Raw genomic sequence first — 14839 nt, forward strand, 5'->3', positions numbered from 1 at the left:
CAAGGTGAAATGGCCGCGGGGTAAAGGAGGCGGGGTCTCCGGCCCCGCGGTCTGTGGGGTGGGCGGAGCGGGAAAGATGGCCAAGGGACGTTTGATGCGTGAGCGGGGTTGGGAACCCCGACCCGCTGCGCGGGAGACACCAGACTAGAAGACACAAGACGCCAGACCTGAGTGCTGGCGCTGGCTTGTGCGTGCCCATCGTGGTTCACATCAGAAGGCGTGCGACTGAGCGGGGCTAGGAACCCCCGCTTCCTGTGCCTAGGAACAAGCATCAAGGTGACGTACCTGCAGAAGATCACGCCCGCAGTCGCCCGAGCCGCTTGAGGATCTCCAAGATCGGTGCCGCCTGATTCAGCGTGTAGAGGTGAATGCCGGAGACGCCTTGATGGAGGAGCTCGGAGCACTGCTCGGTGGCGTGGTGCAGGCCCACCTCCAGGACGGCGGCGGGATCGTCTTTCACCTGGAGCAGGGCGCGGTGCAGTCTCGCCGGGACCCGGGCTCCACCTGCCAGCTCGGCCATGCGCTTCAGGCCGCTGAGGCTGGTCACGGGCAGGATACCGGCCAGGATGGGCACGCGGATGCCTGCGAGCTCACAGCGCTCGCGAAAGTCATGGAAGTCCCGGTTGTCGAAGAAGAGCTGGGTGCAGATGTAGTCGGCTCCTGCATCCACCTTGGCCTTGAGATGGTCCATCTCCAGCAGGCGGTTGGGTGTGGCGGGGTGGCCCTCCGGGAAACCGGCCACGCCGATGCCGAAGCCGCGCTTGTCCGGGTGGACCCCGCTTTCGTTGAAGGCCTTGATGTGGCGGACCAGGTCCTCACAGCGCAGGCAGTAGTCCTGGCGGTGGTCGTGGTTGGGCAGGTGACGCGGGGGATCGCCCCGTAGTGCGAGGATATTACTCACGCCGTGGGCGGCGTAGTGCGCCAGCAGGGAGTCGATCTCATCCCGCTGGTGGTTCACGCAGGTGAAGTGCGGCACCGGGTCCAGGGAGGTGGTGCCCTTCACGTGCTCTACGAGCTGCGTGGTGGCATGCCGGGTGGAGCCACCGGCGCCGTAGGTGATGCTGACGAAGTCCGGCCGACAGGCGGCTAGCTGGGAAAGGGTGTCGTGCAGGCGGTCCCGCCCCTCCGTGGTGTTGGGAGGGAAGAACTCAAAGGAGAGTGTGGACTTGGACGGCTGAAGGATGTCGCGAATGTGCATGATAGACAGGGTGGTGAGAGATGCAGTGGAGAACGGGCCGCCAGCAGGAATGAGGAAGAGGAGGGACGCGATGAGACCGTGGAGGGGGAGTTGACTTCCCCTCCACGGTCTGCAGAGGGGGCAGGCTTAGACAGCTGCAGGCTGGGCCGCGCGCAGCGTCTTCGCGGCGGCCACCATGTGGATGAGGGAAGGCCTCACTTCCTCCCACCCGCGGGTCTTCAGGCCGCAATCCGGGTTTACCCAGAGATTGCGACGGGGCAGCACGGCCTCGGCCTTGCTCATGAGGCGCACCATCTCCTCTTCCGTCGGCACGCGGGGCGAGTGGATGTCATACACACCGGGTCCGATCTCGTTGGGATACTGGAAACCAACGAACGCGTCCAGCAGCTCCATGTTGGAACGAGAAGTCTCGATGGTGATGACATCCGCATCCATGTCGGCGATGGCCTTGATGATGTCATTGAACTCCGAGTAGCACATGTGCGTGTGGATCTGGGTGTCATCCTTCACGCCACTGGCGCTCAGGCGGAAGCCCTTCACCGCCCAGTCCAGGTAGTGCTCCCAGTCGTTGCGGCGCAGCGGGAGACCTTCGCGGATGGCGGGTTCATCGATCTGGATGGCAGCGATGCCGACTTTCTCGAGGTCCACCACTTCATCCCGGATGGCGAGGCCGATCTGGTGCGTGGTCACGGAGCGCGGCTGGTCATCGCGCACGAAGCTCCACTGCAGGATGGTCACCGGGCCGGTGAGCATGCCCTTCATCGGGCGCTTGGTGAGGGACTGTGCGTACTCAGACCAGTAGGTGGTCATCGCCTTGGGGCGGCTCACATCACCGAAGATGATGGGAGGCTTCACATAGCGGCTGCCGTAGCTCTGCACCCAGCCATTGCTGGTGAAGGCAAAGCCCTCGAGATTCTCCCCGAAGTACTCCACCATGTCATTGCGCTCGAACTCGCCATGCACCGGCATGTCGATGCCGATTTCATCCTGCCAGGCCACACACTTGGCGGTCTCTTCCTTGAGGAACTGGTCGTAAGCGGCATCGCTCAGCTCGCCTTTCTTCCACTGGGCGCGCGCCTTGCGCACCTCGGCGGTCTGGGGGAAGGAGCCGATCGTGGTGGTAGGAAACTCCGGCAGGTTCAGCTTGGCAGCCTGCTTTTCCTGGCGGACGGGGAAGCTGGACTCACGCTCATAGTCGCGGGCGGCCACAGCGCTGAGGCGGGACTTCACGGCATCATTGTGGATGCGCTTGCTGGACTTGCGGGCGGCGGCGGCGGCCTGGTTGGCCACCAGCTTGTCGATCGCGCCGGTGCCGTCCAGGAGTTGGCGGAGGTCCACCACTTCCGCGAGCTTCTGATCAGCAAAGGCCAGCCAGTTCTTCAGTTCATCATCCAGCTTGGGCTCGTTCGCCAGCGTCACGGGGGAGTGCATGAGCGAGCAGGACGGGGCCACCCACAGCCGGTCCGCACCCACCGCGGCTCGGGCTTTTTCAAGCACCTCCAGGGAGGCGTCGTAGTGGTTTTTCCAGATGTTGCGGCCTTCCACGATGCCCACGGAGAGGATCTTGTCCTGTGGGAACTTGGCCAGCACGGCGTCGATGTCCTCTGCGCCACGCACGAAGTCGAAGTGCAGGGCATCCACCGGGAGGGTGAGGTAGGCGCTGAGGTTGTCACGCAGGCCGCCGAAGTAGGTCGTCACCAAGAGCTTGGCGGAGCCTTTGGCCTTGCTGAGACGATCGTAGGCAACGATGAGCGCTTCACGCTGCTTGCCGTTCAGGTCGAGCGCGAGGACCGGCTCATCGATCTGAATCCACTCTGCACCGGCCGCAACGAGTTTGCCGAGAATCTGCTCATACACGCTGAGCAGATCGCCAAGCAGGGAGAACTGGTCGAAGTCCGGATGGTTGGCATCTTGAACCTTGCCCAGACTCAGGTAGGTCACCGGACCGATGAGCACCGGTTTGGCATTCAGCCCCAGCGCTTTTGCTTCCGCAAACTCCTCAAACACCTTGGTGCTGCTCAGGGCGAACTTGGTGTCCGCCTGGAACTCGGGCACGATGTAGTGGTAGTTCGTGTCGAACCACTTGGTCATCTCGCTGGCGTAGGTGGACACGCCCTTGCTGCCGCAGCCACAATCGGTGCCGTGTGCATGGCCTTGAGCCACGGGAGAGGCTCCATCCTGCGTGCCGCGGGCGATCGTGAAGACAGTGTTCACATCCGTCTGGCCGCCCTGCCACTGGAAGCGCGGTGGCACATTTCCCAGGAGACAGCTCATGTCCAGCGTCTGGTCATAGAAGGAGAAGTCGTTCACCGGAATCAGGTCGATTCCTGCCGCCTGCTGCTTCTTCCAGTTGGTCTCGCGCAGCTTCTTGCCGGTGGCGAGGAGCTCTGCCTGGGAGAGCTTGCCTTTCCAGTAGGCCTCAGTGGCCTTCTTCAGTTCACGTTGCTCCCCGATGCGCGGGTAGCCGAGGTTATGTGTCTTGATCTCACTCATGGACCGAAAACCTCCATCGTTCTTGTCATTTCATCCAATTCATTGTATTGAGGCTTCACATTCATCCCGTTTATGATCTCCGCGCCCTCATCCGCCCTGGAGTTCCGCCATCTGCGGACGATCTCTGCCATTGTGGACACCCACAGCCTCTCAAAGGCGGCGGAGCGGCTCCACCTGAGCCAGCCTGCCGTCTCCCACCAGGTGAGGGTGATGGAGGAGCTCTGCGGGCTGCCGCTCTTTGAGCGCAAGACCATGCCCATCAAGCTCACGCCTGCCGGGCAGCGTCTGCTGGAACTGGCGCGCGGCATGGAGCAGCAGATGGCGGATGCGGAGCGGGATCTGGCCCGCATCGCGGGTGGGAACACCGGACAGTTGCGCATCGCCGTGGAGTGCCATTCGTGCTTCGACTGGCTCATGCCCTCGATGGATGCTTTCCGCGAACGCTGGCCGGAGGTGGAGCAGGACCTGGTTTCAGGATTTCACGCGGATCCCATCGGGCTTTTGCATGAGGACCGGGCGGATCTGGTGATCGTCTCCCACGCGCTCAAGCGGCCTCACACCACCTTTCACCCTCTGTTCCGCTATGAGGTCTCTGCGCTGCTGGCCAAGGATCATCCGCTGACCAGAAAGCCGTTTTTGACCGCCAAGGATTTCTCCAAAGAGACGCTCGTGACCTATCCTATTCCGGATGATCGCATCGACGTCATGCGTGAGGTCTTGATCCCCGCCCGCATCGATCCCGCGAAGCGCCGCGCCACAGAGCTCACAGTGGCGATCTTGCAATTGGTGGCCAGCCGGCGGGGCATCGCCGCCATGCCCCGCTGGGCCATCCAGCCCTTCCTGGATCGTGAGTACGTCGTGGCCCGGCCCATTGGCAAGAACGGCCTGCAAAGCGCGCTCTACGCCGCCACCACAGATTCCCTGGCCAAGGTCGCGTGGATGTCAGACTTCCAGCAGATCATGAGGCGGGTCAGCTTTGCTTCGTTGCAAGGCATCAAGGCGTTTTAGAGGGAGACGATTCGGGAGGGGGGCAAAGGGACGTCGCTGGCATCCGCTTCGGGATGCAAAAAACCACTCTGAAATTCCGGAGGTATCAGTCGCTCCGCTCCTTCAACCATCCGGCTAATGGCTGTGATGCCTCCGGCATCGCGTTGCAGGCGTCAGGGGAGGAGAGGTCCCGGGGCTCTAGGCAACGCGACCTGTCCCCATGCCGAAGGCGCGTTGAGAGCGGTTGGCAGATATCCAGGGCGAGCGGAGGTTTGATTAAAATGCCCATGGAGGCCAAGGAGCCCAATGAGCGGGGGGGCTGAGGCACAACCGCCGATGGTAAATCGAAGCGGGTGACGTCCAGTCCCCATGCCGAAGGCATAACAGAAGGTAGCCAGGGGCCGGGCGAGTTAAACGAGCTCCGCCCCTGGAAGTGTGAGTTATTTCCCGCACCCTGAAGGGGTGCCAGAATTGGGAACCCAGGGCTATCCTGCTGTCCTCTTTCCGCGGTTGAAAAACAAACGTTCTCCTGCGACGAACACGAGGGCACTCAGGCCAAAGAGGGGCAGGAAAAGCGCGGCCACTCCCAACCCTAGCTTGAGTCCCAACGGCAGACGAGGAGTCCGCACATACTGAGGCCAGTCTCTCTTTCCTTGTGGACGTCGCCTCCACCACATCACCCCTGCGGCACCAGAGATGAGCATGAACAAGAGTGCCAGAGCGGTGGACAAAATCTGGTTGGGCCGACCCAAGAGCTTGCCCTCATGCATGTCGATGCCCATGGAGACGGCTTTCTGAGTCGTGGGCATGTCGCTCCATCCCACCTGCGCCACCACTTCAGCGGTGTAGATGTTGAGCTGGTAGTGAGTCTCCAGAGCGGTGTCCCCGTTGCGGTTGCGCACGTGTACGTTGCCAGAGGGGCTGCGGGGCAGGCTGATCTCCAGCGGACCGGGCAGGTGCTGCGCCAGGCCAAACTGGACAAAAGCATCCAGAGGCAAGGGGTGGGCATCTGGCGTGGGGGGCAGGCTTTGATGACCCGCGTCGTCCAGCATGCAGTGGGGGTACTCCTGTCCCGTTGCCTCCTGAACCCGGGTGAACAGCTTGCCACCCCAGAAGGCCGTCCATGGCAGGCCGGTGAAGAGGTACAGTGCGAGGATGGCGGAGAGATAGAACCCTCCCACCGCATGCAGATCCCGCCAGCGCTGGCGTCCCTGGCCGCTGAGACGAGGGAGAAAGGTGCCCCAGATGCTCCATTGACGACCCCGCGGCCACCACAGGTACACCCCTGTGAAGCAGAGGATGATGCCCCAGCACGCCAGAAACTCGAGCAACCAGCTCCCGTAAGGCTCGGCAAACGTGAGACCGTGTAAGGAGATCGCGGCGAAGCTCAGGCGGGTCCACTCATCGATCCTTGTGATAACTTCACCCGTGTAGGGGTTCACAAACACTGAGGTCGGATTGCTCCATTCCCCAAACCAGAACTGGGTGGCATGGTGAGGATTGCCGTCGACTCTCACAGAGCCCAGAGGCTTGGCCGGGCAGGCCGCGAGGGCGGTGGCCAGTTGCTGCTCAAAGGAGATACGGAGGGCCTTGGGTTCCAGGGCGCGGTACTCCGGGTGCAGCCAGTCCTCCAGCTCATGCTGCCACACATAGGGAAGCCCTGTGAGTGACATGAAGAACAGGAAGGGAATGACGAACAAACCCGCATAGCCATGCCACCGCCAGATCCAGCGGTGGAGCGTGGACTGGTCTGGCGATGCCACGGTCTTTTTCATGGGTTCCTAGAACTTGTAGGTGATGGTGGCCTGCACGCTGAAGGGCTGGCTGGGGTCGAGCGTGTAGTTGAAGGCCCCGGCTTCACCTCCGGTGTAGTAGTCGCGGTCAAACACGTTCAGCAGGTTGACCTGGAACTTCCAGTTGTCCCGCTCGTAGAACACCGTGGCGTCTGTCCGCCAGTAGGCGGGCAGCTCGTAGGTGTTGGGGAGGTTCGCTTCGCGATCACCCACATAATACAGCCCGGCACCGAAACCAAAGCCTTTCAACGCGCCATTCTGGAACTGATAGGTGGACCAAATGCTGCCGCTGTGGAGGGGCACGTTGGACAGTGGTTGGCCTACCGGAAGAACCGTGTCGCTGATAACCTCCGTATCGGTGTAGGCATAACTGGTAATGATCTTCCAGCCGGGAGCGAGTTCTCCAGCCAGATCCAGCTCAATGCCCCGGCTGCGGCGTTCGCCAGTTTGAATCAGATTCTCCGGGTTGGTGGGGTCAGACACCAGAACGCCTTCACGGGTAAGATCAAAGACCGCCAAGTTGGCACTGAGACGGTCCTTGATGAGCTCCTGTTTGATGCCCACTTCAAACTGTTCTCCCTTCTCAGCATCATAGATGGTGTTGCTGGAACTGTGGTTGATGTTCGGGATGTAGCTTTTGCCGTATGAGAAGTAGAGCGAAGTCGCTTCGACCGGCTGCCAGACCAGACCTGCCCGGCTGGAGAAGCGGGCTTCGTCTGCTTCCTGCACGGTCTTTTTTTCCCAGGTCTGGGTCTCATTGAAGAACCAGTCTTCGCGGGCACCGAGGAGGATTTTCCATTGAGGCGTCAGCTCAATCAGATCTGACAGGTAGAGACCAAAGGTCTGGGCCTGGGCTCTCCTCACGCCACCACTGGTGCTGGAGTAGCCATAGTCGCTGATGCGGCCAGGCTGGCTCAAGCTCATGTTGAAGGTGTAGCGGTCATTGGGGCTGCCGCCGTCGTTGAGATAACTGTACTCAGTGCCCACCAGCAGGCTGTGCTTGATGGGGCCGGTCTGAAATGAGCCCAAAAGTTCTGCCTGCACCGAGAAGTCCGTCGCTTCCTCGCTGATGTCCAGATAGGACGTGAAGGGGAGAATGTCTCCTCCCGCATACAGGTAGTTGTCTGGGAAGGTTTGGGTGGATTCCTGGGTGCCGTAAGTGTAGTGGCCGCCCAGGCGCAGCTTCCAGTTGTCGTTGAACTCATGTTCAAGAATCAGCGATGCAGAGTAAGTCTCGTTCACGCCGTAGTCATGAGGCAGACCATAGTAGCCCTTGCGCGGGAAGCTGGAGTAGCCGGGAAGGTTGGGCACGCCGAAGTCGAAGGCATCCCGCTCCAGACGGTTGTACTCCAGAAGCACCAGCAGGGTGGTGTCTTCCGTGATGTCCCATTTGATGGCGGGGGCGATGGAAAAGGCATCGTAGCCGGAGCGGTCGCGGTAGCCGTCATGGTTCTCGTACGCGCTGTTGAGCCGTAAGCTCACGTCGTCACCCAGCGGTTGATTCCAGTCCAAAGTGGGGCGCAGCAGGCCGTAGCTGCCGGAGGTGATGCTGAACTCGCCAGCCTGGAAGTCGAAGGGGCGCTTGGACACCGTGTTGACGTACCCGCCTACCGACCCGACACCGCCATACAGTGCGCCCGCCGGGCCTTTCAGCACCTCCACTCGCTCAATCGCCTGGACGTCCCGATAGGTGAAGTAGCCGTAGTTGCGAAATCCATCCCGCAGGGAGTTGCTGGTGGTGAAGCCGCGGATGTTAAAGAAGGTCGCGCCGTTCCCACCGTAGCTGGACTCAGCGTGAACGCCGCTCACGTTCTCCACCATCTGGGAGACACGGGTAACTCCTCGATCCTGAAGGAGCTCCTTGGGCACCAGTTGCACGGAGGCCGGCAGGTCTTTCAGAGGGGTGTCGGTCTTGGTGGCAGAGCTGGCTTCTACAGGCGCGTAGCCTTGGTCTACGCTGGAGGCGGAAACTTCCACCGTGGGCAACTGGGTGGTGGTCTCTGCGGGGGCTTGAGCCAGGGCGGTTTGCGAGCTGGCACCAGCAATGATGGCGGATGCCGTTACGATGTTGGCAATGAGTGATTTGGAACTTTTCACGAGCTGAGAATGAGATGGAGGGGTGTGGATGCGAGGGACCAGCAGTGCTGGCCCAGTAGGCAATAGGCGAATGGCCACAGATGCCCAAGATGCGGTCCGGCCAATGCCTAGTTGGCAAACGAATGGCAGACGCACGCGTCCCATGCAGGACGGAAGGTCGCGAAACAGGATCGCTACCCGTTGGGAAGTGGATGATGACTTGAGATCAAGCCGGAATGAGCGCAGCCATTTGGGCTCGCGGAGGAGGGGTAGGCGGGCGCGTCATCCACTGGGTTTCGCTGCCAGGACGGACTCCGTAGTTTGGAGTCAGGATCTCCGTCGTCGGGAAGTTGTTGGGGACGTCGGTGATGGTCGCCGCCGCCACCATCTGGAATGACTTTTCCAGTTGGTACTGTCGCAGCGGATCGCCCTTTTCCTCATTCTGCCGCTTCTCGTCCAGTCGGAGGCACATGGTGCAGGGATGCTCCCCGTCGAAGGTTTCCACGACCGCCTGCACGAGCCCTTTATCACGGGAGTAGTCCGCAAGCATTTGAGTCCATGCGACCACCTGCAAAATCCCCCATGGCCCGCCTGCCAGATGCAGAGCAGCCAGGATGCAGATGACGGTGGTGAACCAACGCTTCACAAGGAGCCTAGTTAGATCATGCACGGAGCATCCCGTCAACCAGCAGTCTTGTGGCGGATTGTCGCAAGGGCACACCCGCCGCTCCCCATCTGTCACTTTTCACTCTTAACTTTTTACTTCCTCTATCCCTCAAATCGGACCAAACACATTCTCCCGCACGGTCACGATTGCATCCAGCATGCGCTCGGCCTCGTGGCGGAGCTTGGGGTCCAGGCTGCTGGCCGCCCGGTTGTAGCGACGGTAGAGCAGGGCCAGCCGCCGGCGGATCTCATCCTTGGGCATGCGGGAGGCGATGCCACAGATCTCCTCGGCGGTCGGGCCGGCCTGGGCGGTGGGCTGGATGATGTCGATGAGCCGGGAGATGCGCTGCGGCTTGAAGACGCCGTCGCCCTCGGGGAGCTCATCGTCAGCCGCGGCGGCGGCGGTGGCCCTTCTCTCGGCACGACGGATGGCGTCAGCCGTGAAGCTGTCCTTGATGGCCTTGAGGGATTTGAAGACGTTGTTAAACATGCGGGCAGGTCGGAGGATGTGGACGGTGGGAAGGGGGGATTGCGGGAAACAACCTGCGCCTTACTCGATGCGGAGCTGGCGGAGAGCGCGACCGCGCTTCTGAAGCTCCTCTTCCGAAAGGATGCCGGCTCCGCGGTAGGTCACGGCGACCTCCTGCGAGCGACCGCTCTGCTTGTCCACCACGAGGGCGCGGACCCGCTGGTTCTCATCATAGCTGTAGGTCACTGCCACCTCGCACCCGGCCGGTCGGTCAGGGGGCACTTCCAGGGAGATCTTGCCGATGACATCGACGAACCGCGGATCGTCATCCTCGCCCTGGGTGATGTCGACCTCGATGAACCGCTCGTTGGGCTCTGAGGTCATGTAGATCTGCGTCTTGGAGCAGGGGATCGGGGTGTTCTTGGCGATGACGATGGAGTTGCGCACGGCCTCCTCGCCCGTGGCGGCATTCACCAGCATGGCCAGGGTGCCGTAGCTCTGGTTGCACACCTCACGCACATGGGCGGCCCGCTGGGCGAAGACGGCAGCCCCCAGGGCCACGGCCTCATCCACATTGCTGCAGGATTTGGGCGCCTTGCCAAAGAACTTCTCCAGCGCAGACTTCACCTTCGGGATGCGGGTGCTGCCGCCTACGAGCACCACGTGATCGATCTCAGAGGGCTTCAGGGAGACGCCATCCAGAGCCTGCTCCACCAGCATGATGGAGCGCGTGAGCAGCTTCGAAACCGCCTTCTCAAACGCCTCTCTGCGGACCTCGATGCGGGCGATGCCGTTGGTGTCGTTCCCGATGGTGTCCGTGTAGCGTTGCAGCTTGCTGAGCATCTTCTTGGCATCCTCCGCGGCCTGCAGGGCGCGACGGCGCTGGCGCTCATCCGTGAAGAGCTCGGCATTCACCTGCTCCCGGTACTGGTCGGCATAGAGCTCCAGCAGCGTCTCGTCGATGTTCGATCCGCCGAGGTGCCGGGCCCCCTCCGAGGTGAGGATCTGTATTTCCTCGTTCTGCACCTCCAGGATGGTCACGTCCAGGGTGCCGCCGCCCAGGTCAAAGACGAGGATGCGGCCATCGACGTCCTGGGTGTGGGCGTAGTACACGGCGGCGGCCGTGGGCTCGTTGACCAGGCGGCTGACCTTGATCTCCGCCATCTCCGCGGCGGCGATGGTGCTCTTCCGCGCGAGTTCGTTGAAATTAGCCGGGACGGTGATGACCGCCTCGGTGAAGTCCCCGATGAGCCGGGAGCACTCCCGTTTGAGCTTGGAGAGGATGAGTGCGGAGATCTCTGCCGGAGTCCAGCGGCGGCCGTCCACCTCCACATAGTGGTCCGGGTCATCCATGTGCCGCTTGATCTGGTACACGGTGCGCTCCGGATCCCCACCGTCCCGGGCGGCGCTGCCCACCAGGGTGATTTCCTCATGCCGGTCGAAGTACACGACGGAGGGCGTGAGGCGCTCACCGTCCCCGTTGGGGACGATTTCAGCCTGGCCGTCCGGGCGCAGGTAGGCCAGACCCGAAAGGGTGGTGCCGAGGTCTATGCCAACGAATTCTGCCATGGGGCTGCGCGCGCGGAGGAGGATGAGAAGAAAGGGGAGAGAGGGCCGGGAGGAAAGGCACGGGCGGAGGGAGGGCCGCCCTGCCGGAGCTATTCGCTGGTGGTTTTCACCTCCACCTTGCGGAGCACGATCTCTCGACCGTCCCCCGGGGTGTAGAGGTATCCGGGCCGGTAGCTTTCCACCACGCGGGTCTTGCCGGTGCCGCCGAGGTTTTCCACCACGTTGATGCGCTGGCGCAGGGCAATGTCCACCTCCGTGTCCGGTCGGACGCGGAACTCGGCGACGCCGTGCTGGGCGAGCACATCCTCAAAGGAGGCGCGCAGGGTGCGCAGCTGCTGGGCGACCCCGGCGGAGGCGGGTTCGCGCTCATAACGCTGAATGAGGTTGTCCAGGAGGTCCAGGCGCTTGATGACATCTCCGGCGAAGAAGATGACCGTCTGCTCCTCGGTGCTGGCGGAGAGCCCGGTCTTGAGCTCTTCATGCTTCTCCAGCAGTTCCCGGTTGCGCTCCTTCATGCGCGCCACGAGCAGGGACTCCTCCGCACGGATCTCGTCGGAGAGTTTCTTTTTGACGTCCTCGGCATCGCGGCTGGCCTTGTCGAGGCTCTTCTGCACCTCAGACTCCACCTCCTCGCGCTCATGGCGCAGCTGATCCAGGCGCTGGTTCTCCTTCTTCACCGTCTCCTGCAGGCTGTTCAGCCGGACTTGCAGGGAGAGCTCCAGCTCGGAGAACTGGCTCAGGCGGGCCTCCGCATCGCGACGGCGGGCCTCGGCCTGTGAGGTGGCCTCCTGAAGGGAGAGGATGCGGTCACTGCTCTGGGTCAGGGACTGCACGCGGTTCTCGGTCTCCAGCAGGCGGGACTGTGCCTCCAGCACCTCCGACTCATGCCCGGAGTGTTGTTTCCTGAGGGCCTCGATGCCGGAGTTGAGCCCGGACTCCTCCTCGCGCAGCTGTTTGACGTAGAGCTCGTGTTTCTCCGAGGCGGCGACGAGGAGCCGCTCGTGCTCCTGAATGCTGGTCTGCAGCTCGGTGAGATGGTGGCCGGCGGTCGCCCCGGCGTCCAGCACCTTTTGAATGCTCTGCTCCTGGCTCTCGATGGCGCGCTGCAGGTCGGCGAGCTCGCCCTCACGGCGGCTTTTCTCCTCCTCCGCGGCGGCCACCTGCTGTTCCAGGTCTGACAGCTTCTTCTGGGTGTTCGCAGCGTCTTTGGCGAGGTTGAGCGCAAGGCTTTCGGCCTCACTGCGCTGGCCCAGCAGGGCCTGCAGCGTGGTCTGTGCGGCGGTCATCTCCGCATTGAGCTCGGGCATGCCGGCGCGGATGGCCTTCTCTTCATCGATGGTGGCCTGCAGCTTGCGCTCCAGCTGCACCAGCTCTGCCTCCTGGGTGTTGATCTGGGTGGTGAGTGCGTCCGCTTTTGCCTGCACGTCCTGGTACTGGGCCTCACCCTTGTCCAGTCGCCGGTTCTGATCATCCGTGCGGGAGCGGGCCAGCTTTTCCTGCTCCGTCAGCGTGATGACCTCCCGGCGCAGGGTCTCACGCTGCATCTCCAGTTCCACCAGCTTCTTCTCCTCCGCGTCGCGCTGTTTTTCTGCGGCTTTCAGGGAGGCCAGGGCCTGCTGGAGGCGTTCTTCGATCTTCTCCAGCTCGGCCAGGCGCTCGTTGGCCGCGGCGACGCGTCCGTACAGGCTCTCCAGTGTGCGCTCGGCACTGCCGATCTCACTCTTCTTCACCGCCAGGGAGGTGGAGAGCATCTGGATCTCACTGCGGACGTCCACGGTCTTTGCGTCCAGCTGGGCGCGCTCTGTGCGGGTGCGCTGCAGCTCCCGGGTGGCGGTCTCCAGGCCGGCGCGTGTGGTCTCGAACTGAAGGCGATCTGCCTCCAGGTCAGCCTTGAGCTGGGTGGTGGATGACTCGGCGGACTCCTTGTCAGAGAGGAGCTGGGCCAGCAGGCTCTGCTCCTCAGAGGTCTTCTGTGTCAGGGATTCCAGGGCTTCGCGCACCGTGGCCAGCTTCTGTTCCGTGTCAGCCTGCTCAGCGAGCTGCGCCTCCAGGGCGGCGGCGTTCCGTTGCAGATCTGCCAGGCGGGAATCGAGCTCGGCCGCCTCATTCTTCCGGGTGCCGAGCACCAGGGAGGCTGACTCCGTCTCCAGATGGAGGCTCTCCAGTCGCTTCGACTGGGCGGACTCCTCCTCCGTGAGGCGGGCCAGGGCTTCTGCCAGCGTCCCGTGACGTCCGGTCACTTCTTCCAGCGCTTTCCCGAGGACCTGGGTCTGCTCGCTCAAGGTGGCGTGCTCCAGATGCTTCGTGGCCAGGTTTTCGTGCAGGGCGGTCGTCGCCTTTTCGGCCTCGCTCTTCTTCAGCTCGGCCTCCTCCAGGCTCTTCCGGGTCTCGGCCAGGCGGGCCTCCGCCTCCTTGTGCTCGGCGAGGTGGATCTCCAGCTGGGCGGTCTTCGCCAGCAGTTCCTTCACGACGGCGTCGGCGGCGATGCGCTTCTGCTCAAGCTCGTGGGAGAGTTTCTCGTGCTCAGCCTGCCGATCGGTGAAGCGTTGTTGCTGTTCCTTGGCGGAAGCTTCCAGCTCCTCATTCTTTTTGCGGGCCTCCTCCTGGGTGATCTGGAGGAGTTCGATGTTCTCCTCCAGGCTGGCCTGCTGGCGCGTAAGGGTCTGCACCAGCGTGTGCTGGGCGGTGCCCCGCTCCAGCAGGGCCTTGAGCACGATCTCCTTGGTCTCCCGCTGGCCGTTCAACTCCAGAATCTGCGTTTCCTCCTTGGAACGCCGGGCGGTGGTTTCCTCGAGCGACTTGGCCGCGGCAGCCAGCTTGGATTCATTTTCGGCCAGCTCGGTCAGGCGCTGATCGGCCCCCTCCTCCTTGGAGCGCAGGGTGCTCAGTTTCTCCTCAATCCGTTTTTCCTCGGTCTGGAGGTCGCGGATGGATTTCTCCAGTTCCGCTTTCTGGGTGGCCAGTTTGGCGCTGGACTCCTTGGCCAGGGCATTCTCTTCATCCAGCCGCTTGCGGGTGGACTGAAGCTCGGAGTTGAGCACCTCCACTCCCTGCCTGAGGGATCTCTCCAGCGCGACGGCTTCTTTCATGGCCTGCTGCTTCTGGGCGAGCGAGGTCTCCAGAGCGGCGTACTCCTCTTTGGCGCTGCTCAAGGTCGGGGACTCGGCCGTAGTCGCAGTTGGGGCCGTAGAAGGGGACAGGGACGAGGCGGCGAGGGCGGTGACAGGGGCTGTTGCGTTGCCGCTCTCCTGGGGGGCGGGAGTCAGGGGCTCAGGTTCGGGCTCGTCTTGACGGGGCAGAGGGGAGACCACCTTCACCACCATGGTGTCGGTAGAGATCATGCCATGGCGGGGCAGCCGGGCCCCTGCAGGAGCAGGTGGCAAGGCGGCGGATGGGCTGGCTGCGGCAGGAGCGGCGGGCGTTGCAGGTGGTGCGGCAGGAGCCGATGGCGGTGCCGATGATAGTGATAGCGAGGGGGCAGCTGCTGGTGATGGAACTGGCGGCGCTGCTGGGGCGGAGGCGGGCGGTGATGCTGACGCTGAGCCCGGGGACGGCGGTGCGACGACGACGGGCGTAGTCGCACGGGTG

Annotated in this window: 10 protein-coding genes; 2 read left to right on the plus strand and 8 right to left on the minus strand. The window is 62.8% G+C overall.

The genetic code is table 11. The features are described from left to right. Nucleotides 1-295: 295 nt before the first annotated feature. Both metF and metE read right to left on the minus strand, forming a co-directional pair. Nucleotides 296-1198 carry a methylenetetrahydrofolate reductase [NAD(P)H] gene (metF, locus tag BV106_RS13535; protein WP_038165437.1) on the minus strand — a complete coding sequence of 301 codons (903 nt, stop codon included), beginning with the start codon at nt 1196-1198 and terminating at the stop codon, nt 296-298. A gap of 126 nt (nt 1199-1324) precedes the next feature. Then, nucleotides 1325-3691: a 5-methyltetrahydropteroyltriglutamate--homocysteine S-methyltransferase gene (gene metE / locus BV106_RS13540; RefSeq protein ID WP_038165438.1), complete on the minus strand. Its 2367-nt coding sequence runs from the start codon at nt 3689-3691 to the stop codon at nt 1325-1327. Nucleotides 3692-3763: 72 nt separating this feature from the next. Here metE and BV106_RS13545 point away from each other — a divergent pair, with 72 nt between their 5' ends. After that, the gene (locus BV106_RS13545; protein ID WP_038165441.1) at nt 3764-4699 is read left to right on the plus strand and encodes a LysR family transcriptional regulator; all 936 of its coding nucleotides are present in this window, start codon (nt 3764-3766) and stop codon (nt 4697-4699) included. A gap of 464 nt (nt 4700-5163) precedes the next feature. Here BV106_RS13545 and BV106_RS35520 read toward each other — a convergent pair whose 3' ends face one another. The 6 genes from BV106_RS35520 to BV106_RS13575 form a co-directional block, all read right to left on the minus strand. Beyond that, a complete protein-coding gene (locus BV106_RS35520) occupies nt 5164-6453 on the minus strand; it encodes a PepSY domain-containing protein (RefSeq protein ID WP_051945761.1) in 1290 nt (429 codons plus the stop codon). Nucleotides 6454-6459: 6 nt separating this feature from the next. Beyond that, nucleotides 6460-8568: a TonB-dependent siderophore receptor gene (locus tag BV106_RS13555; RefSeq protein ID WP_051945763.1), complete on the minus strand. Its 2109-nt coding sequence runs from the start codon at nt 8566-8568 to the stop codon at nt 6460-6462. A 205-nt stretch (nt 8569-8773) separates the two neighbouring features. Beyond that, complete coding sequence (locus tag BV106_RS13560; protein ID WP_038165443.1) at nt 8774-9193, minus strand: hypothetical protein; 420 nt, start codon at nt 9191-9193, stop codon at nt 8774-8776. 129 nt (nt 9194-9322) lie between these two features. Then, a complete protein-coding gene (locus BV106_RS13565; RefSeq protein WP_038165445.1) occupies nt 9323-9703 on the minus strand; it encodes a hypothetical protein in 381 nt (126 codons plus the stop codon). Between the two features lie 60 nt (nt 9704-9763). Next, entirely contained in the window at nt 9764-11251 is a 1488-nt protein-coding gene (locus BV106_RS13570; RefSeq protein ID WP_038165447.1) for an Hsp70 family protein, read from the minus strand. 89 nt (nt 11252-11340) lie between these two features. After that, complete coding sequence (locus BV106_RS13575; protein ID WP_038165449.1) at nt 11341-14592, minus strand: hypothetical protein; 3252 nt, start codon at nt 14590-14592, stop codon at nt 11341-11343. On the opposite strand from BV106_RS13575, the gene BV106_RS13580 reads away from it, so the two are divergent. Further along, nucleotides 14573-14839, plus strand: a 267-nt coding sequence (locus BV106_RS13580) for a hypothetical protein (RefSeq protein ID WP_265595655.1), incomplete at its 3' end; no start/stop codon positions are given. The two genes, BV106_RS13575 and BV106_RS13580, sit on opposite strands and share 20 nt — an antisense overlap.

The organism is Verrucomicrobium sp. BvORR106 (assembly GCF_000739655.1).
Classification (GTDB): domain Bacteria; phylum Verrucomicrobiota; class Verrucomicrobiia; order Verrucomicrobiales; family Verrucomicrobiaceae; genus Verrucomicrobium.

Excerpts from the sequence above, each read along its gene's own strand:
- metF (WP_038165437.1), bottom strand. The coding sequence starts at position 1,198 with ATGCACATTCGCGACATCCTTCAGCCGTCCAAGTCCACACTCTCCTTT.
- metE (WP_038165438.1), bottom strand. The coding sequence starts at position 3,691 with ATGAGTGAGATCAAGACACATAACCTCGGCTACCCGCGCATCGGGGAG.
- BV106_RS13565 (WP_038165445.1), bottom strand. The coding sequence starts at position 9,703 with ATGTTTAACAACGTCTTCAAATCCCTCAAGGCCATCAAGGACAGCTTC.
- BV106_RS13570 (WP_038165447.1), bottom strand. The coding sequence starts at position 11,251 with ATGGCAGAATTCGTTGGCATAGACCTCGGCACCACCCTTTCGGGTCTG.
- BV106_RS13545 (WP_038165441.1), top strand. The coding sequence starts at position 3,764 with ATGATCTCCGCGCCCTCATCCGCCCTGGAGTTCCGCCATCTGCGGACG.
- BV106_RS13575 (WP_038165449.1), bottom strand. The coding sequence starts at position 14,592 with ATGATCTCTACCGACACCATGGTGGTGAAGGTGGTCTCCCCTCTGCCC.
- BV106_RS35520 (WP_051945761.1), bottom strand. The coding sequence starts at position 6,453 with ATGAAAAAGACCGTGGCATCGCCAGACCAGTCCACGCTCCACCGCTGG.